This is a genomic window from Streptomyces sp. NPDC048338 (assembly GCF_043201055.1).
GTDB lineage: Bacteria > Actinomycetota > Actinomycetes > Streptomycetales > Streptomycetaceae > Streptomyces.
The window spans coordinates 76,935-99,041 of the sequence record NZ_JBICYQ010000018.1 but is presented as its reverse complement, the minus strand read 5'-3'; the positions used below and the strand labels follow the sequence as shown (position 1 = coordinate 99,041).

19 protein-coding genes are annotated in these 22,107 nt (G+C 69.5%); 10 read left to right on the top strand and 9 right to left on the bottom strand.

The annotated features are described in order from the left end of the window. Positions 1-125: 125 nt before the first annotated feature. Positions 126-887 (bottom strand): phosphoglyceromutase, encoded by a 762-nt coding sequence (locus ACGFZF_RS34200; protein WP_393560698.1) that lies wholly within the window; start codon positions 885-887, stop codon positions 126-128. Between the two features lie 125 nt (positions 888-1,012). Here ACGFZF_RS34200 and ACGFZF_RS34195 point away from each other — a divergent pair, with 125 nt between their 5' ends. Then, the gene (locus ACGFZF_RS34195) at positions 1,013-2,467 is read left to right on the top strand and encodes an MFS transporter (RefSeq protein ID WP_393560695.1); all 1,455 of its coding nucleotides are present in this window, start codon (positions 1,013-1,015) and stop codon (positions 2,465-2,467) included. Here the strand turns inward: ACGFZF_RS34195 and ACGFZF_RS34190 are convergent. The 3 genes from ACGFZF_RS34190 to mshA all read right to left on the bottom strand — a co-directional run bounded on the left by ACGFZF_RS34190 (position 2,457) and on the right by mshA (position 6,217). Beyond that, complete coding sequence (locus ACGFZF_RS34190; protein ID WP_393560693.1) at positions 2,457-4,142, bottom strand: glycoside hydrolase family 55 protein; 1,686 nt, start codon at positions 4,140-4,142, stop codon at positions 2,457-2,459. The two genes, ACGFZF_RS34195 and ACGFZF_RS34190, sit on opposite strands and share 11 nt — an antisense overlap. 229 nt (positions 4,143-4,371) lie before the next feature. Continuing rightward, on the bottom strand, positions 4,372-4,881 hold the full coding sequence (locus tag ACGFZF_RS34185) for a YbjN domain-containing protein (RefSeq protein WP_393560691.1): 510 nt from the start codon (positions 4,879-4,881) through the stop codon (positions 4,372-4,374). Then, on the bottom strand, positions 4,874-6,217 hold the full coding sequence (gene mshA / locus ACGFZF_RS34180; protein ID WP_356607154.1) for a D-inositol-3-phosphate glycosyltransferase: 1,344 nt from the start codon (positions 6,215-6,217) through the stop codon (positions 4,874-4,876). Before mshA ends, ACGFZF_RS34185 begins: the two co-directional genes overlap by 8 nt. A 163-nt stretch (positions 6,218-6,380) precedes the next feature. Between mshA and ACGFZF_RS34175 the strand changes: the two genes are divergently transcribed. The 3 genes from ACGFZF_RS34175 to ACGFZF_RS34165 all read left to right on the top strand — a co-directional run bounded on the left by ACGFZF_RS34175 (position 6,381) and on the right by ACGFZF_RS34165 (position 10,143). Further along, positions 6,381-7,175 (top strand): class I SAM-dependent methyltransferase, encoded by a 795-nt coding sequence (locus ACGFZF_RS34175; protein ID WP_393560688.1) that lies wholly within the window; start codon positions 6,381-6,383, stop codon positions 7,173-7,175. 195 nt (positions 7,176-7,370) lie between these two features. Continuing rightward, on the top strand, positions 7,371-8,453 hold the full coding sequence (locus ACGFZF_RS34170; protein ID WP_393560686.1) for an NlpC/P60 family protein: 1,083 nt from the start codon (positions 7,371-7,373) through the stop codon (positions 8,451-8,453). A gap of 445 nt (positions 8,454-8,898) precedes the next feature. Next, positions 8,899-10,143 carry a SpoIIE family protein phosphatase gene (locus ACGFZF_RS34165; RefSeq protein ID WP_356607160.1) on the top strand — a complete coding sequence of 415 codons (1,245 nt, stop codon included), beginning with the start codon at positions 8,899-8,901 and terminating at the stop codon, positions 10,141-10,143. 82 nt (positions 10,144-10,225) lie between these two features. Here ACGFZF_RS34165 and ACGFZF_RS34160 read toward each other — a convergent pair whose 3' ends face one another. The 3 genes from ACGFZF_RS34160 to ACGFZF_RS34150 form a co-directional block, all read right to left on the bottom strand. After that, positions 10,226-10,570, bottom strand: a complete 345-nt coding sequence (locus ACGFZF_RS34160; RefSeq protein WP_356607279.1) for a DUF2516 family protein — start codon at positions 10,568-10,570, stop codon at positions 10,226-10,228. 87 nt (positions 10,571-10,657) lie between these two features. Next, the gene (locus ACGFZF_RS34155; RefSeq protein ID WP_393560684.1) at positions 10,658-11,218 is read right to left on the bottom strand and encodes a hypothetical protein; all 561 of its coding nucleotides are present in this window, start codon (positions 11,216-11,218) and stop codon (positions 10,658-10,660) included. A gap of 49 nt (positions 11,219-11,267) precedes the next feature. Next, complete coding sequence (locus tag ACGFZF_RS34150) at positions 11,268-11,747, bottom strand: helix-turn-helix domain-containing protein (protein WP_393560682.1); 480 nt, start codon at positions 11,745-11,747, stop codon at positions 11,268-11,270. Between the two features lie 246 nt (positions 11,748-11,993). On the opposite strand from ACGFZF_RS34150, the gene ACGFZF_RS34145 reads away from it, so the two are divergent. Both ACGFZF_RS34145 and ACGFZF_RS34140 read left to right on the top strand, forming a co-directional pair. Continuing rightward, a complete protein-coding gene (locus ACGFZF_RS34145; RefSeq protein ID WP_393560680.1) occupies positions 11,994-14,084 on the top strand; it encodes a pentapeptide repeat-containing protein in 2,091 nt (696 codons plus the stop codon). A gap of 300 nt (positions 14,085-14,384) precedes the next feature. After that, positions 14,385-14,561: a hypothetical protein gene (locus tag ACGFZF_RS34140; RefSeq protein WP_393560678.1), complete on the top strand. Its 177-nt coding sequence runs from the start codon at positions 14,385-14,387 to the stop codon at positions 14,559-14,561. Between the two features lie 267 nt (positions 14,562-14,828). Here ACGFZF_RS34140 and ACGFZF_RS34135 read toward each other — a convergent pair. Then, a protein-coding gene (locus ACGFZF_RS34135; RefSeq protein ID WP_393560676.1) for an IS5 family transposase occupies positions 14,829-15,706 on the bottom strand; the annotation gives its coding sequence in 2 pieces (ribosomal slippage) (positions 14,829-15,355 and positions 15,355-15,706; 879 coding nt in all). 477 nt (positions 15,707-16,183) lie between these two features. Here ACGFZF_RS34135 and ACGFZF_RS34130 point away from each other — a divergent pair. Beyond that, complete coding sequence (locus ACGFZF_RS34130) at positions 16,184-17,011, top strand: hypothetical protein (protein ID WP_393560674.1); 828 nt, start codon at positions 16,184-16,186, stop codon at positions 17,009-17,011. Positions 17,012-17,451: 440 nt separating this feature from the next. Then, entirely contained in the window at positions 17,452-18,639 is a 1,188-nt protein-coding gene (locus ACGFZF_RS34125; protein ID WP_393560672.1) for a hypothetical protein, read from the top strand. A gap of 100 nt (positions 18,640-18,739) precedes the next feature. Here ACGFZF_RS34125 and ACGFZF_RS34120 read toward each other — a convergent pair whose 3' ends face one another. Continuing rightward, positions 18,740-19,765: an ImmA/IrrE family metallo-endopeptidase gene (locus ACGFZF_RS34120; RefSeq protein ID WP_393560670.1), complete on the bottom strand. Its 1,026-nt coding sequence runs from the start codon at positions 19,763-19,765 to the stop codon at positions 18,740-18,742. 213 nt (positions 19,766-19,978) lie between these two features. On the opposite strand from ACGFZF_RS34120, the gene ACGFZF_RS34115 reads away from it, so the two are divergent. Further along, complete coding sequence (locus ACGFZF_RS34115; RefSeq protein WP_393560668.1) at positions 19,979-20,926, top strand: CBASS cGAMP-activated phospholipase; 948 nt, start codon at positions 19,979-19,981, stop codon at positions 20,924-20,926. A gap of 1 nt (position 20,927) precedes the next feature. Beyond that, positions 20,928-22,097 (top strand): cyclic GMP-AMP synthase DncV-like nucleotidyltransferase, encoded by a 1,170-nt coding sequence (locus tag ACGFZF_RS34110; RefSeq protein ID WP_393560666.1) that lies wholly within the window; start codon positions 20,928-20,930, stop codon positions 22,095-22,097. The last annotated feature ends 10 nt before the right edge of the window (positions 22,098-22,107 follow it).

The window sequence follows — 22,107 nt, the reverse complement described above, 5'->3', positions numbered from 1 at the left end:
GGCACGCGCTCGGCAGGGCCCCGAGGCCTGACGGCTCTCCGGGCTGAGGGCCCAGCGTGGGCCCAGAGCGCGAAAATGCCCCCGATCTGCGCCGTGTGCGCAGGTCAGGGGCATGATCACTATTCCTACTTCTTCTTGCCCTGGTTCTTCACGGCCTCGATCGCCGCGGCCGCCGCCTCGGGGTCCAGGTAGGTGCCGCCCGGCTTGAGGGGCTTGAAGTTCTCGTCCAGCTCGTAGGCCAGCGGGATGCCCGTCGGGATGTTCAGGCCCGCGATCGCCTCGTCGGAGATGCCGTCCAGGTGCTTGACCAGGGCGCGCAGGCTGTTGCCGTGGGCCGCGATCAGGACCGTGCGGCCGGCCAGCAGGTCCGGGACGATGCCGTCGTACCAGTACGGCAGCATGCGGTCGACGACGTCCTTCAGGCACTCCGTCCGCGGGCGCAGCTCCGGCGGGATGGTGGCGTAGCGGGGGTCGTCGGACTGCGAGAACTCCGTGCCGTCCTCGAGCGGCGGCGGCGGGGTGTCGTACGAGCGGCGCCAGAGCATGAACTGCTCCTCGCCGAACTCGGCGAGCGTCTGCGCCTTGTCCTTGCCCTGGAGGGCGCCGTAGTGGCGCTCGTTCAGGCGCCAGCTGCGGTGGACCGGGATCCAGTGGCGGTCCGCGGACTCCAGCGCGAGCTGCGCGGTGCGGATGGCGCGCTTCTGGAGCGAGGTGTGCAGTACGTCGGGCAGCAGGCCGGCGTCCTTGAGCAGCTCACCGCCGCGGACCGCCTCCTTCTCGCCCTTCTCGGTGAGGTTGACGTCCACCCAGCCGGTGAACAGGTTCTTGGCGTTCCACTCGCTCTCGCCGTGGCGGAGGAGGATCAGCTTGTACGGTGCGTCGGCCATGCGCCCGAGCCTAATCGACGCCTGACGCTTGACGCCCACCGTCAATTCGCTGGCGTCCGACACCTGAGATGCGTAAGTTACGAGAACCGTCAGAGGGACTTACACACGCTAGGGGCCGGCCACACATGTCCATCGACTCGCTCAGACGATCAGCTCGCGCGACCGTCTCCGGCCTTCCGGGTGGCTTCTGGTGGCTCTGGTTGTCCACCCTGGTCAACCGGACGGGCGCCTTCGTCCTCACCTTCCTGTCCCTCTACCTCACCCAGGAGCTCGGCCACTCGGCCTGGTTCGCCGGACTCGTCGTGGCCCTCCACGGCCTCGGCGGTGTCGCGGGCTCCCCCCTCGGCGGCATGCTCACCGACCGCTGGGGCCGGCGCCCCACCATGGTCACGATGCACCTGGCCGCCGCGACCTGCGCCGCCGCGCTCGCCGTCGTGCGCGACGCCTGGGCCATCGCCGCCGTCGTCCTCCTGATGGGCGTCGCCATGCAGGGCGTCCGGCCGTCCATCAACGCCACCATCGCGGACATGGTCCCCGAGTCCGACCTGCGCCGGGCCTACGCGCTCAACTACTGGGCCCTGAACCTCGGCTTCGCCATCGCCGCGTTCGGCGGCGGCGCCGCGGTCTTCCTCGGCTACCGCACGCTGTTCGTCGTCGACGCCGCCGCCACCGCCCTGTGCGCCCTGATCGTCTTCCTCCGCCTCCCGGAGACCCGGCCCGAAGCACGCCGCGACCCCGCCGGCGAGGTCGTCACGGAGGACCGCGTCAGCGTCCTCGACGTCCTGCGCGACGCGCCCTTCCGCACGCTGGTCCTGCTCAACCTCCTGGTCTGCCTGGTCTTCACCGCCCCGTGGATCGGCCTGCCGCTCACCATGGCCGGGCAGGGCCTGTCCACCGCCTCGTACGGCGCGGTGATCGCGGTCAACGGCGTCGTGATCGTCGGCTTCCAGCTGCTGGTCAACAAGGTCACCGACAAGCGGTCGCCGGCCGCGCTGCTCGCGGTCTCCTCGCTGCTGTTCGCCGTCGGCACCGGCGCCACCGCGCTCGCCGGCAGCCCGGTGGCCTTCGCCGTGACCGTCGTCGTCTGGACCGTCGGCGAGATGGTCCACGTCCCGACGAACGCCGCCGCCACCGCCAAGCTCGCCCCGGAGCACGCCCGGGGCCGCTACCAGGGCGTGATGGGCATGTCCTGGGCCGTGGCGGGGTTCGTCGCCCCGATCCTCGCCGGCTGGGTCGTCGACGGGCCCGGCCCCGATGTCCTCTGGGCGGCCTGCGCCGTGATCGGCGCCGTCTCGGCGGTCGGCTACCTGACCCGGCTGCGCAGGGCCCTCGCGGACGACGCTCCGGCCGGGGCGAAGGCCGCCCCCGCCACCGGGGCCGCCGATTCCGCGCCCTCGGCCGAACCCGCGCAGCCGGTCGAGCCGGCCGTGTCCGGCCTGCCCGTCCCCGAGCCCGCCGCCGGCACCACCCTCCCCGAGCCCGCCCTCGCCGGCGCCGAACCGGTCCGCACCGCCGAGGCCGGGCGGACGGCCGGACAGGGCGCGCCCGCCGACCCGCCCGGACCCGCCGTCAGCGCCTGACCTCCGGTCGGCGCCGGACCTTCCGCTGGGCCTCGTACAGGTTCCGGGGGCGCACCGCCCCCGGAGCCCCGTACGCCTCCAGGCGCGTGTGGAGGTCGCCCGCGAAGTCGGGGACGTCGATCTGGTCGAACTCCCGTACCTCGCTGATGCCGACCGTCGCGCTGTACGGCGCGATCGTGTCGATCCGGACGAGACCGGCCCGCCCGTTGGTGACGGTCACGTTCCAGTGGGTGAAGCGGGCGCCGTAGAGCGGTCCCGCCGAGGCGTCGCCACCGTGCCGCCCGTCGTTCTCCACGGTGATCTCCGTCCGCACGTTGCCGAAGGGCATGCCCCGGTGCGTGTCGAAGGTGCCGGTCTCCATCACTCCGCGCGACCAGACGTTGTGGCTGGACAGGCCCTCGACGTTGATGCCGTGGAGCTGGGTGCCGGGCGGCGCCGGGACCGTGCGGGCCGCGATGCGGAAGTCCTCCACGAGGTTGTCGTGCGACCCCTCGCGGCAGAAGTACGGGTGGTGCGAGCCGCGGCCCTCCACCCGGGTGCGCCGCAGCGTGCAGGCGGATGCGGCGACGAGGCCGAAGCCGTTGTCGACGTTCCGGACGACGACGTCGTCCGCCCAGCAGTCGTACGCGCACTGGAAGGTCACACCGTTGAAGCCCTTGTCCAGCAGGTGCGGGGACTGCGGCGTCTCGACGGCCTCCAGCGTGATCCCCTCCACGCCCGACCCGGTCAGCGCCGCCACGTGCGTGGTCAGGCGCGGGTCCCACTCCGGGCGGACGTCGAGGGGCAGCGGGCGTTCGAGGGTGACCCGGCGCCCCTGGACCCGGGTGATCCGCACCGGCCATTCGTGGGGGACGTAGCTGGTGAGCTTGGTCTTGTCGTCCCAGACGTACGCCCGGGCGCCCGGGCCGTCGCCCGCCATGTGCTCCAGGAGCGTGTGGTCCGCGTCGTCCGCGAGGCGGAGCAGCACCAACTGCCCGCGGTGCAGTGCGGAGGCGTCCTCGACGGTCACGGACCAGTCGCCGCGGCGGGCCGGGCGGACGGTCGTGAGGGAGGTCCACTCGTCGCGCCGGTTGCCGGTCCAGCCCTCGAAGGGCCAGGACCGTTCCCGTATCGCGGCGAGGAGGGAGGCGTGGCGGGCGCGCGGGCTGAGCCAGATCAGTCCGCCGGCCCAGGACCAGGAGGACTTGTCGCCGCCGTAGCGGGAGCCGTACGGGCCGACGAGCTCGGTGAGGCTCCTGGTGGCGCGCAGTGTGGTGCGGCCGGAGCCGGCGCCGCGCAGCACGACCCCGCTGTGGCCGATGTGGATCAGACCGTCGATCCGGTACGTGCCGGGCGGGACGAGGACCGTGCCGCCGCCCCGCTCCCCCGCCGCGGCGAGGGCGCGGTCGATGGCCGGGGCCGAGTCGGTCGAGCCGTCGGGGGTCGCTCCGTGGTCGAGGACGTTCGCCACGACGCGGGGGCGGGCGAGCCGGGTGGCGCCGAGCCGCGCACCGGCGCGGCCGACGTAGGGGATCTGGGGGTGGGTGTACGGCGCCCCGGCGAACTCCTGCCACAGGGCGGAGGGCGGGGCGGGCGCGGAGAGGGTGGCTGGTGCGGCGGGGGCGAACCCCGTCGTGGCCGTCGCCCCGGCCACCGCGACCGCGCCTCCGAGGAAGCCCCGTCTGCTGATTCCCATGAGCCGCCTTTCATGTATGTGAATAGCATTCATGTGTGCGACGGCGGTGAGCATGGCACGGCCCGCGCGGGTGCGGAAGGGTGCGCGCACGCAGAAGTCGCGGACCGCGGCGGCGATCGGAACCGGGGGTGAAGGTGCGGAAGGGTCCCGCGCCGCGATCGGAGGCGCGTACGCGTGCGGGCGCGCGGCCGGGGCGCGACGGGCCCCGGCGGCGCCGAGGCGGGGGAGCTCAGGAGGCCGGGTTCTCGGGGGCCGGGCGACGGGTCAGATGCGTGAACGCGTCGAGGTTGCGGGTCGACTCGCCGCGCGACACCCGCCATGCGTACTCCCGGCGGATCGCACCGGCGAACCCGAGCTCCAGGAGCGTGTTGAAGGAGCCGTCCGCCGCTTCGAGCACCGAGCCGAGCAGCCGGTCCAGCTCCTCCGGGGTGACGGCGGCGAGCGGGAGCTTGCCGGCGAGGTAGATGTCGCCGAGGCCGTCGACCGCGTAACTCACTCCGTAGAGCTTGAGGTTGCGCTCGAGCAGCCAGCGGTGGACGCCCGCCTCGTTCTCGTCCGGGTGGCGGATGACGAAGGCGTTGAGGGACAGCGAGTGACGGCCCACACGCAGCGAGAGCGTGGTGAACAGCTTGCGCGTGCCGGGGAGTTTGACGACGTACGAGCCCGGCTCGGGCGACTCCCACTCCAGCTCGGCGTCCTTGAAGGTGTCCTCGATGACCTGCCGCACGTCCTCAGCCATGGTGCGAGCGTACGCGACGGCGATGATCGTGCATCGCGGCCGTGTAGACGTCCGCCGTGCCGGAGGCCGCCGTGTCCCAGCCGAAGGACTCCGCGTGCCGGGCCGCCGCGGCGCCCATCCGGGCGGACAGGGACGGATCGTCGACGAAGCGCCCGAGCGCGCGGGCGTAGTCGGCCGGGTCGTGCCCCTGGACCAGGAAGCCGGTGGTGTCGTCCCGTACCGCGACCGGGAGGCCGCCCACCGCCGCCGCGACGACGGGCGTGCCGGCGGCCTGCGCCTCGATGGCGACGAGCCCGAAGGACTCGCTGTAGGAGGGCATGACCAGGACCGACGCCGCCCGGAACCAGTCGGCGAGGCGGTCCTGCCCGACCGGCGGGTGGAACTGGACGAGGTCGGCGATGCCGAGCCGGGCGGCCAGCTTCTGCAGCCCCTCGGGCTTGGCCAGGCCGCTGCCGCTCGGCCCGCCGACGACCGGCACGACCATCCGCGAGCGCAGCGAGGGATCCCGGTCGAGGAGCCGGGCCGCGGCGCGCAGCAGGATGTCCGGGGCCTTGAGCGGCTGGATGCGGCCGGCGAAGACGGGGATGAAGGCGTCCGGCGGCAGGCCGAGGCGGGCCCGGGCCGCGGCGCGGCCGTCCGCGGGGCGGAAGTGGTCGAGGTTCACGCCGGGGTGGACGACGGCGACCTTGCCGGGCTCGGCCTCGTAGAAGCGGACGAGTTCGTCGGCCTCCTCCGCGGTGTTGGCGATCAGCCGGTCGGCGGCGCGGACGATCTGCGTCTCGCCGATCACCCGGGCCGCGGGCTCGGGGGTGTCGCCGTCGGCGAGCGCCGCGTTCTTGACCTTCGCCATGGTGTGCATGGCGTGGACGAGCGGCACGCCCCAGCGTTCGGCCGCGAGCCAGCCGACGTGGCCAGAGAGCCAGTAGTGGGAGTGCACGAGGTCGTAGTGGCCGGGGCGGTGGCCCGCCCACGCCTGCATCACGCCGTGCGTGAAGGCGCAGAGCTGGGCGGGCAGCTCCTCCTTCGCCAGGCCCTCGTAGGGTCCGGCGTCCACGTGCCGGACGAGGACGCCTGGGGCGAGTTCGACGACGGGTGCCAGGCCGCCGGTGGTGGCCCGGGTGAAGATCTCGACCTCGATGTTGATCGCCGCGAGCCGTTTGGCCAGTTCGACGATGTAGACGTTCATCCCGCCTGCGTCGCCCGTGCCGGGCTGGTGGAGGGGCGACGTGTGGACGCTGAGCATGGCCACCCGGCGGGGATGCCGGTGGCGGCCGGGAAGCCGGAGCCTGGGCGGGGTCGCCAGGGAGCCGGCGAGCCGGGACACGTACTGGCTCACGTCGACGGTCCTTCCGCTCGGAGCGAGGGCATAGCGGGCACGGCAAAAAGGAGGTCGCAGAGCGCCCTCCAAGCGGCACAACACCGGAATGGCGCCATCCATTTCCGTTTTGCCAATTCATTGCCGTGCGGATGCGGCGTGGCACACGGCTTACGCTCGTTCCATGGCCCCGCGCACCACCCGCCCCGTCGGCACGACGACCCGCGGGACCACCAACCCCAACCGGCTGCGGCGCATGGACCGCTGGATCGCCGCCGTGCACGGCCCGGCCCTGCGCCGGTCCGCCACGCCGCCGGTCGCCGTCGACCTGGGCTACGGCGCGGCCCCCTGGACCGCCGTCGAACTCCTCGCCCGGCTGCGCACCGCCGACCCGCGCGCCGAGGTCGTGGGCATCGAGATCGAGCCCGCCCGGGTCGCCGCCGCCCGCCCCTACGAGCGGGACGGCCTCCGCTTCCTGCACGGCGGCTTCGAGGTCCCGGTGCCCGGCGAGGCCGCGCTGATCCGCGCCGCGAACGTGCTGCGGCAGTACGACGAGGGCGAGGTCGCGGCGGTGTGGGCGCGTCTGTGCGGGCGCCTGGCACCCGGCGGGCTGCTCGTCGAGGGGACCTGCGACGAGATCGGGCGCCGCCACGTGTGGGTGGCGCTCGACCGGTCGGGGCCGCGGACGGTGACCTTCGCGACCCGGCTCGGCTCGCTGGAGCGCCCCTCCGACCTCGCGGAACGGCTGCCGAAGGCCCTCATCCACCGCAACGTGCCCGGAGAACCGGTGCACGCGTTCCTGCGCGACTTCGACCGGGCGTGGGCGGCGGCGGCACCGTACGCCTCGCTCGGCGCACGGCAGCGCTGGATCCGGGCCGTACACGATCTGGCGGCGGACTGGCCGCTGACGGACGGCCACCGGCGCTGGCGCCAGGGCGAGGTGACCGTGCGCTGGGAGGCGCTGACCCCGGCGGGATGAGCGGACTTCCCGTCACATCCCGGTGCATTCGGCCTCCGTCGGGAACGTGACGCGTCGATCACACGTCCCCGTGAGGGGAAGCCGGCCCGCACGTCCCGGTTTCCCCTGTTGCTTTCACGTTTCGCATGGCACTATCGCCAAGGTCACGAGGAAGTTACTGACGGTAAATCAGATGGGGCCGTCCGAGGGGGAGCTTTGAACCGACGCCGCTGGACCACCGCCACGCTCACCGTGGTCTGCGCCCTGACGGTGCTTGCCTCACCGGCGCTGACGCTCCAGGCGAGCGCGGCCCCGCTGCCGCCGGCGCCCCGCCCGGGGTCCACACAGGCCGCGCCCCGGCTCCCCGAGAAGACGCTCGAGGAGGTCCGCGCCGAGATCGACGGCCTGTACCGCCAGGCCGCCGCCGCCACCGACGCCTACAACCTCGCCGAGGAGCAGGCCGACGAACAGTCGGCCGAGATCGTGAAGCTGGCGCAGATGATCGTCGCCGGCCGCGAGAAGATCGACCGCCTCAAGGCCCAGGCGGGCGCGGCCGCCCGCGCCCAGTACCGCAACGGCGGGCTGCCCGACGGCGCCCAGTTCGTCCTCACCGACGATCCCCAGCTCTTCCTCGACCACGCGGGACGGCTCCAGCAGGGCGCCAAGGCCACCAAGGACCTGCTGGGGGAGATGGCGCAGACCCAGGTCGAACTCACCACCTACGCCAACGACGCCAGCACCAACTGGACCAAGCTGGAGGCCAACCGCCTCAAGCAGGCCAAGGCCAAGAAGGACATCGACGCCAAGATCGAGGCGGCCAAGAAGCTCGAGTCCGAGCTGGCCGCCGAGGAGCGCGCCCGCCTCCGCCGGCTCGAGGAGCAGGCCCAGTACCGGGCGCAGACCGCGTGGCTGAACTCCGGCATCCTCAAGGGCCTGGACGGCAAGGCGACCGAGCAGGGCAAGAAGGCGGTCAGGTTCGCCACCGCGCAGATCGGCAAGCCGTACGTGTGGGGCGCCGAGGGCCCGGGCTCGTACGACTGCTCCGGACTGACCCAGAGCGCCTGGATCGCGGCGGGGCGCCCCATCCCGCGCACCTCGCAGGAGCAGTGGCGCCTGCTGCCGCACGTGGACATCAAGGACATGCGGCCCGGCGACCTGATCGTCTACTTCAAGGACGCCAGCCACATCGGGATGTACGTCGGCGACGGCGCGATCGTGCACGCGCCGCGCCCGGGCCGGGACGTGACGATCGCGGGCGCGGGCTCGATGGAGATCCTGGGAGTGGTCCGCCCCGGCTGACGGGAGCGGTCCGCGCCGACGGACGCGGGCGGGACCGGAGTCACGGGGGTCCCGGCCAACGGGGTCGCGGTCCCGCGGGCCACAGGCGCCGCACCGTGCCGCGGGCGACCCGGAAGGCCACGGGCCGCCGGTGACCCGCAGCCCGTCCGTGATGACCGGGACCTCCCGGTCCGGGAGGCGGTTCACTCCCCCGCACCTCCCCGAACGCCTCCGGTCGAGGCGTCCGTGGCCCCCGTCACGCTCGCCGGCGGCGGTCCGCCACGTGATGTTCGTCATGGCTTCGCGGGCAACAACGCCCCCATGCGCGGCATATGCCATCCGCTCCCCGATGCCCGTACCGTGATCACCATTCCGCTGCCCGCCGGGGTACCGCTATGGTCCCGGTCTGGCGGGTCGTCGTTCGGCGTCCGCCGCGCCCTCGGGGGGAGGGAAGGAACCAGGACCGATGTCCGTACCCGTACCGCGACAGAGAACCGACTCTGCTGCGGCGACCGGCGCTGCCACCGCCGCGGCAGGCACCGACCTCACCCTCCTGGTCGTCGAGGACGACCCGGCGGGTGCCCTTGCCGTACCCGAACTGCTGGACGCGGACGGCACTCGCGTCCGCATCCGCACCGCCCGCAACCTCACCGAGGCCGAGCGGCTGCTCACCGACGACGTGCACTGCGTCCTGGTCGACCTCGCGCTGCCCGGGCCGCGTGCCGCCGGCGACGACCCGCTGGCGCCGCTGCGGCACCTGCTGCGGCTCGCGCCCCGGCACGCCGTCCTGGCGCTCGCCGCGTCGGCCGACGCCGAGTTGGCGGCGGAGGCGGTCCGCGTCGGTGCCCAGGACCACCTCTTCCGCGAGGAGCTGGACGGTCGGCTGCTGAGCCGGGCGATCCGCTACGCGGTCGAGCGCAAGCGGGCGGACGCGGTGCAGGTCAAGCTGGCCGAGTCACGGCTGCGGGCCCAGGAGAACGCCCGGCTGGAGCGCGGACTGCTGCCCACCCCGCTGCTGGAGGGCTCCGACCTGCGGTTCGCGGCCCGCTACCGGCCCGGACGCTCCCGCGCTCTGCTCGGCGGCGACTTCTACGACACCGTCCGCACCCCGGACGGCACGGTCCACGCGATGATCGGCGACGTCTGCGGGCACGGCCCGGACGAGGCGGCGCTCGGCGTCGAGCTGCGGATCGCGTGGCGGGCGCTGACCTTCGCCGGGCTGTGCGGGGACGAGCTGCTCTCGACGATGCAGCAGGTCCTGGAGCACGAGCGGGAGAGCGACGAGATCTTCGCGACGCTGTGCACGGTCGACATCGCCCCGGACGGGCGCCGTGCGGGCCTGTGCCTGGCCGGACACCCCGCGCCGCTGATCGCCCGCAAGGACCGGCCGGCCCGCCTGCTGCCGTACGAGGACGGCGGCCCGGCCCTCGGGCTGCTGCCGCGCGCCCGCTGGCCGCGGCGGCAGGTGGAACTGGGCGCGTCGTGGAGCCTGCTGATGTACACCGACGGCCTGATCGAGGGCCGCTCGGCGGGCCCCGGCTCGCCGCGGCTCGGCCAGGACGGGATGGTCGAGATGATCAACCGGCAGCTGGCCGGGGGCCTGCGGGGCGAGGAGCTCCTGGACGCGGCGGTCACCGAGGTGCGCGCGCTGAACGGCGGGGAACTGACCGACGACGTGGCGGTCCTGGCACTGGAAAGGGCCCGGGGATGACTCCCGGGCCCTGCTTCCCACCTGTGTCGCGGCCGGCGGGGACGGCGTCCGCCGGTGTCCCGCGCTCCGTGACCGCGAAGGGCTACCGTCCGCCGTTGTAGGGGCCGTACGGTCCGTCACTGCTGGAGCCGCCGCGCCGGCCGCCCCCGCCGCCGGAGATCTGCCGGACCGCGGGCCGCACGTCCACCATGAAGACGATGGCCGCGATGAGGCCCGCGATCTGCAGGAACAGCATCCCCGGCAGCAGCAGGTTCAGGGCGAGGTTGATGCCCAGCAGGATCAGCCAGAACTTCTTGGTCTGCTTCTCCGCGGCGCGGTAGGCGTCCTCGCGCACGGTCGCCGCGATCGCGAACGAGGCCACGGCGAAGCCGATGAAGACCAGCCAGATCACCAGCGAGAGGATGGAATCGAACCCGTCGCGCAACATACTGAGCACCGCCTCGTGAATGGTTGGAGCGCCTCGCGGTCAAGGTACCCGGTACAACGCACCGGGCACCTCGATTGGTGCCCCGCCTTAGTGCTCCGTGGCGTCGGCGGTCTTCTTGGCCGTCGCCTTGCGGGCGGGCGCCTTGCGCGCGGCGGGCGTCTTCTTGGCGGCGGGCTCCTCGGCCGCGGCCTTCGTCTCCGGCTCCTTCACCGCGTCCGGCTCGACCACGACGGCGATCTCGGTGAGCTCCTCGGCAGCCTCGCCGCGCCAGGCGCGGACGGCCTCCTCGCCGTGCGCGGCGACCTCCTCGTACTTCTCGCGGGCCTTCACCGCGTACTCCGCGGCGACGCCGACCCCGCGCAGCGCCAGGTCCTGGGCGGTCTCGCCCAGCTTCTTCAGGTCGGTGTCGAGGGTGCCGACGACCTCCGCGAGCTTCGACGTGACGGTGGCCTGCGCCTCCTTGGCGCCGGCGGACACCTTCTCCTGCACGGCCTTCGGGTCGGTCTTGCGCACGGCCTCGATGCGGGCCGGGGCCTCGGCGGCGATCTGCTCGATCAGCCCGGGCACCTTCTTGGCCTGCTGGACGGCGAGGTCGGCGGTGCCGGCGGCGAAGTAGAGGGGGGTACGCAGTTCTTCGATGATGGCCATGGGTGTGGTCCTCCCGGATGGGTACGTACTGCGACGACGACTGCTGGAGCTACGGCTGGGTCGAGGTCGAGGGTCGTTCGGCCTCGGGCGGTGCGGGGGCGTCGACGGCGTCGGAGGTGCCGGCGGCCCGGTGGGCCCCGGTCGCTCCGTCGGCGGAATCCGTGACCGTCGTCGCCGCGGCATCGGCGGCGTTCTCCTTGCGGAAGGAGTCGTAGATCTGGAGCAGCACCTGCTTCTGCCGCTCGTTGATCGAGGGATCGGCGAGTATGACAGCCCGCGTCTCCAGCTCCTCCCGCTCCTTCTCGTCGAGGATCCCGGCCCGCACGTACAGCGTCTCGGCGGAGATCCGCAGGGCCTTGGCGACCTGCTGCAGCACCTCGGCGCTGGGCTTGCGCAGACCGCGTTCGATCTGACTCAGGTACGGATTCGACACCCCGGCGGCATCGGCGAGCTGCCGCAGGGACAGCTGCGCGGAGCGCCGCTGCTCGCGGAGGTACTCGCCGAGATTGCCGACGTTCAGTGATGCCATGCTCCGACGATGCCACCCTCCGCTAACTATTGCAAGCACCTGCTTGCAATAGTGCGCCGTGTCACGGGGTGGGCGGGTGTGACTGAGCAAGATAAGTGTCGTATTTGCAGGACATCTGTCGGATCGCTCCGAGGACTTCGGTAGCGCACGTTTCGCTTCAGTGCCGCCTTCAGAGGCACATCAGTCCTGCGCCCCTCGATACAAGAGGCCAAGCAACTACTCGGCCGGGCTGATCGTCCTTGAAGCATGACGTCTGTAAGCCCCGCTCGGCCCTTGACTCCGCCACAGTGGCGGCACTGCGGCCATGGCGCCGCCCCCGCAACCGAGCCGGTCGGTTGCCGCGGCATCCACGTAAATGGACACACCGCGTGCCTGGCCCACCTGCCCGAGGCCGACCGCACCGCCTACCTCGCGGCTCTGTCGCCCGGCGACGACATAGACCACCGCGGTACCTCCTTCACCCCTGGCCTGCTGAGTCAGCTACTCAACGCCCTAACTGACCCCAACACCGGCAGGCTCCACGCTGGCGACGCCCGGTTCGACGAGGCGACCTTCTCTGGAGACGCCCCGTTCAATCGGGCCTTCTTCTCCGGCAACGCAGGGTTCGACGGGGCGATGTTCTTTGGTGTCGCCAGGTTCGTCGGGGCGACCTTCGCTCGTGCCGCTGCGTTTAAGGGGGCGGCGTTCACTGATGTCGCACGATTCAGCGAGTCAACCTTCACCGGAGAGGCCCGGTTCGAGGAGGCGACGTTTGTTGGTGCCGCCCGATTCGGTCAGGTGGCCTTTTCCGGCGCAGCCTTGTTCAGCGGGGCGATGTTCTCTAGTGGTGCTGGGTTCCGCGAGGCGACCTTCTCCGGTCAGGCCCGCTTCGGCGGAGCAAAGTTCTCCAAAACGGCTCAGTTCAGCCGAGCAATGTTCTCCAGGGAGGCCCGCTTCGGCGCGGCAACGTTCTCCGGAGAGGCTCAGTTCAGCAGGACGACGTTCTCCGAAGAGGCCCGCTTCGGCGCGGCAACGTTCTCCGGAGAGGCTCAGTTCAGCAGGACGACGTTCTCCGGAGAGACCCGCTTCGGCAGGGCGACCTTCTTCCGCAACGCCGACTTCAGCGAAGCGGCCCTCGAAGGCGAAGCCGACTTCAACGCGGCAGCCTTCAAAGGTCTTGTTGGTTTGGACGGGGCAACGTTCTCCAGCGACGCCAAGTTCAGCGAGGCACGGTTTGAAATGACACCAATTTTGGGGCCGCTGGTGTGCGGAAGGCAGGTGGTGCTGGATGGCGCAGTGTTCCAGCAGCCGGTGACGGTCGAGATCGCCGCCCGCCAGGTGAGTTGTGTGCGCACACGATGGACATCGACCGCCACACTGCACCTGCGCTACGCCGAACTGGACCTACAGGATGCGGTCTTCGAGTACCCGGTTATGGTTGCCGCCCGCTCCGGCCCCTTTCTCCGCTCTGGATCGAGTATCCCGCTATCGGAGGCAAAGCTATCCGGCGAAAAGTCCGGCGTGCACCTGGCGTCGGTAGGTGGGGTGGATGCCGCACACTTGGCGTTGCATGACATCGATCTGAAGAGGTGCAGGTTCGCTGGCGCTGTGCATCTGGACCAGATGAAGGTGGACGGCTGGTGTACCTTCGCTGCCACCCCCACAGGCTGGAGTCGGCGATTCCCCTGGCGGTGGAGCCGACGCAACACGCTGACCGAAGAACATCACTGGCGGGTACGCACCGCTCGCCGCTCCGGGCCGGTCACAGCCCTTGGCTGGACGCCCCCGCCGCAGGGCGCCCCCGAGCTGAAGCCAGCGGCAGTGGCCGCCTTGTACCGGCAACTGCGCAAGTCCCTGGAGGACGGCAAGAACGAGCCAGACGCCGCCGACTTTTACTACGGCGAATGCGAGATGCGCCGGCACGACAGCACTCGCCCCTTCGGTGAGCGGGTGGTTCTAACCGTCTACTGGGCGCTGTCGGGCTACGGGCTTCGCGCTATGCGCGCCCTAGCCTGGCTCGTAGTCGCCGTGGCAGCCACGATCACGGTAATGATGCTGTGGGGCCTGCCCGCCAACGAACCGAAACCGCAAACCACCGGCCAGCAGGTCAAGGCCGGGCAGAACCTCAAACTCATCACCGATACACCCGACCCGCGCAACCCAACCGGCCCGTTGAGTGAACGCGTCACCACCAAGCGTTTCGAGAAATCCGTACGTGTGGTGATCAACTCAGTGATCTTCCGCTCCTCCGGCCAGGATCTGACTACCGCGGGCACCTACACCGAGATGACCTCCCGCCTAGGGAGTGTCTCCTTGATCAGTCGCAGTGCTTCGAGTCCCGTGACTGGGTGGTGTTGAAGGGAGCCAAAGCTCTTTGGGCATCTCAGTTGGGGGCGGTCCGAGTTTCAGCTTCCGCCGGCACGAGGCGATTCGTTTGGCTGCCCAGGTCTGGAGGGCTCTGGTGTCGTCTGCCAGGTCGCGGAGCTGCATTGCGGTTTGGCGAGCATCGGCCGCCCAGGGTGTGTCCCAATTGGACAATTGCTGTGTTGCCCGGGTGAGTCGATCACGAGCCGTAGAGGCGTCCCCACCAAGCCCTGCAGCGATACCGGTGTGGTAGTTGTCCCATGGGTTCCCGCGTCGGGGAGGGGTAGCTGCGAGTTGTTCGGCAACGTGATGCAAACTGTCGAACTGGCCTCGGAACATGGTGATTCGGTCCGCCGCGATGCGTGCGAGGCCCGTTGCGAGGGGCGCGAACTGGGCCTCGTCCGCGAACGGCTCGTGCTCCACCTCGCGACCACCAACGTGAAATTCCAGGTGATCGGTATCGCGCCATAGCCACATCACGCCGACGTTGAGATAGGATCCTTGGCTCCACTGCGATGGTTGGAACTCCACGACGCCGAGCCACAAGGCCTGGTCGTCGATCCAGGTGCGCGACCGCCCACGCTGAAGCAATCCAAGCGGGTGAAGGGCCTCGCGGGCGGCGACCGCGACCAGGCGCGAGGCAGCAGAGATAGGAGCCATGTCGGCATTGTCTGCCACGGCCATGGCATCGACACGGATGGCGTGACCTGTCCCCTCCGGGGTTGCCTGGCAGCAGACTCAAAAGTGGGCCAGGATGCTTGAGCGTGTCCAAATGAGGATGGCGGCGAGGTGGAGTGCGGCCTGATAGGCAATAGCGAGCTTGTCCGTCCGCATGGCCAGGCCACGCCACTGCTTGAGCCGGTTGATGCATCGCTCGACCGCGTTGCGCTGCTTGTACGCATAGGCGTCGAAAGCGGGTGGGCGACCGCCGGCGCGGCCTCGTCGCAGGCGGTGGCCGATCTGGTCGGAGGGCTGAGGGATGACAGCGCGGATTCCACGCCGACGGAGATGGCTTCGGATCGCGCGGGATGAGTACGCGCGGTCCGCCAGGACGGTGTCAGGTCGGGTCTTCGGGCGTCCGGGTCCCCTTCTCGGCACACGGATGGCGGCCATGACGGCCTCGAAGGCCGGGGCATCGCCCGCCTGACCTGCGGTGACGCGGAGGGCCAGCGGTCGTGCATGGCTGTCGCTGGCGAGGTGGACTTTCGTGCTCAGGCCGCCTCGAGAGCGTCCGAGCGCGTGGTCGTCGGGTTCGGCCTGGCCTGGTGCCCCCTTTTCCTGGCTCCGGCGGCGTGCTGGTGGGCCCGGCAGACGGTCGAGTCCACCGACACGGTCCAGCCGACGTCATCGTTGCCGTCCGCCGCTGACAGAACTGCGGCGAGGATGCGTTCCCAGGTTCCGTCCACGGCCCACCTGATCAGCCGTTTGTGGGCGGTCTGGAACGAGCCGAGCTCGTCCGGCAGGTCCCGCCAGGGCGAGCAGGTGCGGTACTTCCACGCGATGGCTTCCAAGGTTCGACGGTGATCGGCCCACCGTCGGCCGCGGACCGGATCGGCCGGCATCAACGGCTCGATCCGGTCCCACATCGCATCAGTGATCACCAATCGGACGGACACATCCGATTAACTAACCAACCGATCAAAGAGACACGCTCTAGTCGAACCCCTTCTCCTTGGGCTCGCGGTCCTGGCCGTCCGTAGCCGCGTCAAACGCTAACCACCGCAACGCCGCGCGGGGAACCGCGCGCCAAGGCGCACCGGGCACTGAGGTGGCCGGTGCGCTCGCACCGACGGAGCCGTCGCACGGAAGGTTTCAGCGTCCAGCTGACAACACCACTCGATAAAATCTTCCGTCCGGCCCCGGCAACGTGTGTCGTACTGCCCCGTCTCGGGCTATGCGCTGCAAGGCCAAGGCTGGCCCGATCTGTGCTCCCGTGCCGCCGAAGCAGCTCCGTGCCTCCAGTATCGGCCCACGCTCTCGCATCGCTACGACACCTAGTAGATCTTGCAACGAACCACGGGAACCTCGTCCTCCGACAGGGGACGGAAGCGAGAATGAGCGGGGGCACGCGAACTACCAGGAGGCATGACGCGATGGACGAGCTGCGCTTCGACGAACCGATCGGGTCCATAGCCATCGGACACCGGGACAACAGCCTCATGGTCCTCAAGGCGCTGGGCGCACACAGCTTGCGCCTGCAGTTGGAGGTACAGGCCCCGGCGGCCACCGAGGCGGGACGGGTGTTGCATCTGGAGACCGATCTGTACGCACCCTACGGCAACGGTCACCGCGGCTGGCTCGGCTCATCCGTGGTCACAGTTCCGTTCCGACAGGGCGAGCTCACGCGGCCACACCTGCAGTACATAATCACCAGCGCACAGCTTCGGGCCTTGGAAGAGCACCGCTCCGGCGATCTACGCCTGGAGGTTGAGGTGCGTGCCCTACTACCTCAGGCGACCGGGTACCCGGGCTGCCCGCCGGCTGTCCTGTACCTCGACGTCGCGGAGAGCCGGTGGCGCCAACAGCTTCAAGGGCTCGGTAACACCCTCGCCGTGGAGATGTCCATCCCCTTCCCCTCCGATGACGAGCCTCGCCAGGAGGCCACCCAGTACCTGCTGGACGCACAGCGCCGCCTTGGGAACAACGACGTCGACGGCGCCATCCTTGAGGCCCGCCGAGCGCTAGAACGTATCCGGGACATCAGCACATGGTCCTGGCCGGGCAACAAGCAGGCCCGTGAGCGCCTCCGGGATGAACGGTGGTCTTGGATTCGCGCGGCGCTAGAGGACCAGGCCAGCGGCGCAATGCACAAGGATGCGATCACCAAGGCGTTCACGTACACCCGAGCCGAGGCTGAGACGATGATCGCCATGGTGGCTGCCCTACTGCGCATCGTGCCGGTTGCGGCTCAGACCGACTGACACACCTCAGCGTCAGTCGCCCTGAGTGGGGCTATGGGGTCAGTCAGCCGGTCGACGGATCGGCGTGCTGGAGCCAGCCCGACCGCTACGCCATCAACTTGAGGAGCAGCCCAACGAAGGAACTTCGGTAGCCTCGCTCCCTATGACTGGTGAAATTGGCGAGCAGCTTGCGGCGTACGACTCAGCGGTGCGGCTCGCCGGCGAAACGGACCGCGGGATGTCCGCCGATGAACGGTGGGCACGCAGTGTGGCAGCGCCTCAGCTGGCCGCGCATGCGCCGAGCAACCGCCTTGAACCTATGTGCACTGGGTGCGACGGTGCTCCTTGGCCTTGTGACACAGTTCGAGGCGCCATGGTCATGGCCAACCCTCACTACAACTGAAACCGCCCGAGCCATAATTGGCAGTAGCCTCGGGGAGCCCATCGCTAGGGTCATATCTATGAGCCCTGACGACATGGACCACTCCTGGCTGCCGGACCACCAGCTTCACGTGGTCGCGACGCTGGCCCATGTGGATCACACGATCGACCGGGTGCTTCGGCTCACTCATGATTACACCGAGCGAGGACCGATCACGTTCGCTGAGGTGGTAACGGGTGACCGGGTGGATGTGGTGGTCAAGGCGATTGCACCTCTCCCAGAAGCAGTAACCCGGCTGGTGGCTGACGCTCTCACCCAGTTGCGGGCTGCGTTGGAACACACTCTGTACGCGGAAGTTGAGGCCAACCTCGGGCGGTACTTGACCGAAGAGGAGGCGCGGGGTGTCGAGTTGCCCGCCGTCACGGACGCCGGAGCGCTTACCAAGTGGTTCCGAGACGGCCGACGCCGCCGGCTTCCGCCGCTTCTTGTCGGCACGCCTCTTGCGCAGCGCATTGAGGGACTGCAGCCGTTCCAGTGCCGGGACTCCAATGAGCATCCGCTGCGGCTCTTGGCCGCCCACACCAACCTGGCCAAGCACCGTACCCCCGCTGTCGCAGCGACCCGGCTCGGTGCCGTATACCCAGATAATCCGCAGAGCAACCTGCATGTTGCGCTTCCGTTCAAACCGCGACCGCAGCCGGGCGACGGCCTGCCCCTACGGCAAGGCGACGTACTTGCCAGTGCCCCGCATGGTGCCCGCATTCCCTTCTCCGTAGTACCGACAGTTTCGCTGCAGCGACCTCACACCGGGGTGTGGGTCATCGCCGCCCATGAACTGGAGCTTCTTGAGCAGTGGGTGCGCACCGTAGCTATCCCCATCCTTGTCACCGGAAGTTACGAGGTGAGCCCGCTGCCCCCGCAGCTTGACATCTCGGTCGGGCGGGCAGACCTGCGCGCCGAGCTAGCGACGGCAGGTCGCACGCCCGCTGTTGTGCGTGCCCGGGCCAGGATGTCGGCTGTCGTGGCCCGGGCCGGTCTCGTCGAAGTCCTCGCTCCTTCCCCGAATGGCTCCGAGGCGGAAACGCTCAGGACCTGGCTCGACTCACTGGACGATGAGGCAGTTGTGGAGCGAGCCGTTCGTCTGGGAGGTGTACGTGACCGACCGCATGAGCTGATCGAAGTGTGCCGCGAGCTGATTGCCGAAGCCCTCAGCCACAAGAAGAAGGCCTCGGAGATCTCACGCACGGACGGCGGCAAGGGGCAGTAACGGATAGGGCGCCAGCCCACGGACTGTTGGACGCCCACTCAGGTGAGGACTGCGTGGGTGCGGCTGCGTACGGATGACTTGTGCGGACGAGTAGGTACTGTCACGCCGCGGCCGCGATCTGGAGGCTTTCCACGACCTGGGACGGTAGGACAACCCGCGCCGGGGCGCTGTCGGCAGAGGCGAGGTAGGCGAGGAGCCTTGTCGGCTGCTCCGGCCCGCCGAGCGGGACCGGTTCAACACGGCGCCATCCCCGGGCTGACGCCGCCTTGATGGCAGTCAGGTAAGTGCTTTCGCTCATGCGCCCCAGAGTCCGGGCACGCATGAGCAGAGCGGCCAAGGACACCTGCCACTGCCGCTTGAGCGCGAACAGGGTCGGCCAGTCGACCGTGGTCGGCAACTGGTCGTGGATGTCCTCGGCAGGCATGAGGAAAGCCGCCGCGAACTGGTGGGCCTGGGTCTCGACCTCTCTGACGCCCCAGATCTGCTCGCCATGCAGCACGAGGTGGGCGAGTTCGTGCGCGCTGTCGAAGCGGGAACGGGCACGATCGTTCTTGTCGGTGCCCAAGACAATGACCGGATGATCGGGGAACGGCAGAGAGAAGGCGTCGACGTCTGTGTTGCCGAGGGGAAGGCGGATCACCGCGATCCCGTGCGTCTCAAGAAGTCCCACTACGTCGGGGATTGGCCCTGAAGGCAGCCCCCACATCGTCCGTACTCGAGCCGCGGTCTTCTCGATCTCGGCCCGTTCGGCCTGCAGTCCGCTGACGCCGAGCCTCGGCACGTCGCCGACGGAGAACCGGTCCGCAGACGAGGCGTGGACGGCCAGGTCGTGGGCGACGTGAGCGATGGCCCGTGCGCGGCGGCGGTCGGACACCGAGGTCCGGCGCAGTGACCGGAAGAAGCCCTCATGACTCTCAGCCATCGGTTCATGGAAGAACCCCGGAGGCACCCCGAGGACGGCTGCCAGGACACCGCTTGTGTCCGGGCTGGGCCTTGTAGCGCCGCTCTCGAACTGGCTGATCGCGGCAGGAGTGAGCCCGCTCTCGCGGGCGAGCTGCGTCTGGCTCAGCCCGGCCAGTTCGCGGGCGGTCCGCAGCCGAGAGCGCTCGAACGCCTGCGTGCTCATCTTTCCCCTTGCCTGACCTGTCTGATCTTGGTCTCCACATCTTGGCGGACACGAAGCCGCGCACGCTCCAGGGGCGCGGTCGACACAGACCTTACGACTCGCTCGCAGAAACCCGCACAGAAATGCGTGTCGTGATATTAAGTACTCTCGATGGTGGGGATCCGGCCCTGACTGGCGGAGCTTCGAAGGACCCATGGTGCAGGGGCGGTTGGAGTGACGGAGCGTTTCCAAATACTGGCCCTCGACGGCGGCGGCTTCCGTGGCATGTTCTCTGCTGCGGTCCTGGCACGCCTCGAAGACGATCTCGGTGTCCGTATCACCGATCACTTTGACCTGATCGCGGGTACCTCGACAGGCGGCATCATCGCGCTGGGCCTCGGACTCGGGCTGTCCCCGCAGCAGATCCTGGAGTTCTACACCGATCATGGACCGCGCATCTTCCGGGACCGCAGCCGCCTGCGCGGTCTGAGGCACCTGATGCGCGCGAAGTACAGCACGGAGCCTTTGCGCGCGGCCCTGACCGAAGTCTTCGGCGACCGAACCTTCGGGGAGAGCACCAAACGCCTGGTGATCACCTCCTACAACATCGCCGCCGACGACGTCTACCTCTTCCGAACCCCACACCTTCCTGGCCTTAAGCGCGACTGGCGTGAGAAAGCCGTCAATGTCGCGCTGGCCACCTCCGCCGCGCCGACCTACCTGCCCGGGATGCCCTTGGACGGGGCACGGCTGGTTGACGGCGGTGTCTGGGCGAACAACCCGGCCATGGTCGCGCTGACCGAAGCCGTGGGCCCGCTGTCTGTGCCCCTCAGCACGATCCGGGTATTCAGCCTCGGGACCACGACCGACGTCCGTCACCGCCATCGCCGTCTCGACCGCGGAGGCCTGCTGCCCTGGGCTGGCGATGCGGTCGAGGTACTCATGCGTGCGCAGAGCGAGAGCGCGGCCAAGCAGGTACGCCACTTCGTCGGCAAGGAGAACGTGCTCCGCCTCAACCCGACGGTCCCCACGGGAGCGGTCGCCCTGGACGACGTCGACATCCAAACCCTCTCGGGATTGGCCGGCCACGTCAGCCGCGACGTCTCCCCGGCCGTCCACCGAACCTTCTGCGATCACCACGCACCGGCCTTCGTCCCCCTCCACTCCGCTCGCAAGGGATGACATGAGCGCGTACCACCAGACGCGGGGCAACACCGACTCGCCCGAAAAGATGCTCTCCATGCTGCTCGACGGCGCTGTGGAAGTCCTCGACATCGCCCCCGACCTCCACGACGCCGCGATCGACCGGTACGGAGAGGTGGGAACCTGGCTCGCCGAAAACGGCAGTCCCGGATGGGAGATTCACTCTCAGGGGTCCTTCCTCCTCGGCACCGTGGTGCGCCCCAACACCGAGACCGGCGAGTACGACATCGACCTCGTCTGCAAGCTCCCTCTGCAACCGGAGAGCACGACGAAGGAGGAACTCAAGCAGCGAGTCGGTGACCAACTGGTCGCCTACCGACGCTGGAAGCAGCGCCAAGGCCACACCGACGGCCCCGAAAGTCTCGAATCCCGCCGCCGCTGCTGGACCCTCGGGTACCGCGGCTTTCACCTCGACGTCCTTCCCGCCATCCCTGACGAGAATCACCCGCCGACCGGAATCCTCCTGACAGACAAGAAGCTCCACAAGTGGCAGCACAGCAATCCCCTCGGCTACGCGGACTGGTTCCGTGCTCGCTCGGAACTCTCCAAGGCCCTGCTTGAAAAGCGGCTCGTCGCCAGCGTCGCAAAAGTCCCCGAGCACCACATCCGCAGCACCCTGCAGCGACTTGTCCAAATCCTCAAGTGGCACTGCATGCTCTTCTTCGCCGACGACACCGACAACCGGCCGCCGTCCATCCTCCTGACCACACTGGCCGGCCGCGCCTACCGCGGCGAGGATGATCTCTTCACCGCCGTGCGCAACGTACTCGCTGCTATGCCGCGCCTCATCGAGAAGCGCGGCAATCAGTGGTGGGTCCCCAACCCAGCTCATGAAGAAGAGAACTTCACCGACAAGTGGAATGAGTACCCTGACCGACGACAGGCGTTCCTCTCCTGGTCCACCGAAATCAATAAAATCATGGACAATCTGGCCCTGTCGGAGTCAAAGGGCCTGGACGTGGTCTACTCCCAGCTCATCAAATCCTTCGAAGCCGGCCCGGTGATGCGCTCCTTCGCGAGCTACGGGACCCGTATGAAGGCCCCGACCGGTCAACGGATGGGCGCCACTGGGCTGCTCTCTACGACCGTTTCAGGTCCTCTCAGGAAGCCGAACACCTTCTATGGCCCGCATCCCAGCGCGCGCAGTTAACCTCGGCCGT

Coding starts and splice junctions, on each gene's coding strand:
- ACGFZF_RS34150 (WP_393560682.1), bottom strand. CDS start 11,747: ATGGCATCACTGAACGTCGGCAATCTCGGCGAGTACCTCCGCGAGCAG.
- ACGFZF_RS34130 (WP_393560674.1), top strand. CDS start 16,184: ATGGACGAGCTGCGCTTCGACGAACCGATCGGGTCCATAGCCATCGGA.
- ACGFZF_RS34190 (WP_393560693.1), bottom strand. CDS start 4,142: ATGGGAATCAGCAGACGGGGCTTCCTCGGAGGCGCGGTCGCGGTGGCC.
- ACGFZF_RS34195 (WP_393560695.1), top strand. CDS start 1,013: ATGTCCATCGACTCGCTCAGACGATCAGCTCGCGCGACCGTCTCCGGC.
- ACGFZF_RS34155 (WP_393560684.1), bottom strand. CDS start 11,218: ATGGCCATCATCGAAGAACTGCGTACCCCCCTCTACTTCGCCGCCGGC.
- ACGFZF_RS34165 (WP_356607160.1), top strand. CDS start 8,899: ATGTCCGTACCCGTACCGCGACAGAGAACCGACTCTGCTGCGGCGACC.
- ACGFZF_RS34110 (WP_393560666.1), top strand. CDS start 20,928: ATGAGCGCGTACCACCAGACGCGGGGCAACACCGACTCGCCCGAAAAG.
- ACGFZF_RS34125 (WP_393560672.1), top strand. CDS start 17,452: ATGAGCCCTGACGACATGGACCACTCCTGGCTGCCGGACCACCAGCTT.
- ACGFZF_RS34185 (WP_393560691.1), bottom strand. CDS start 4,881: ATGGCTGAGGACGTGCGGCAGGTCATCGAGGACACCTTCAAGGACGCC.
- ACGFZF_RS34145 (WP_393560680.1), top strand. CDS start 11,994: ATGACGTCTGTAAGCCCCGCTCGGCCCTTGACTCCGCCACAGTGGCGG.
- ACGFZF_RS34175 (WP_393560688.1), top strand. CDS start 6,381: ATGGCCCCGCGCACCACCCGCCCCGTCGGCACGACGACCCGCGGGACC.
- ACGFZF_RS34200 (WP_393560698.1), bottom strand. CDS start 887: ATGGCCGACGCACCGTACAAGCTGATCCTCCTCCGCCACGGCGAGAGC.
- ACGFZF_RS34160 (WP_356607279.1), bottom strand. CDS start 10,570: ATGTTGCGCGACGGGTTCGATTCCATCCTCTCGCTGGTGATCTGGCTG.
- ACGFZF_RS34120 (WP_393560670.1), bottom strand. CDS start 19,765: ATGAGCACGCAGGCGTTCGAGCGCTCTCGGCTGCGGACCGCCCGCGAA.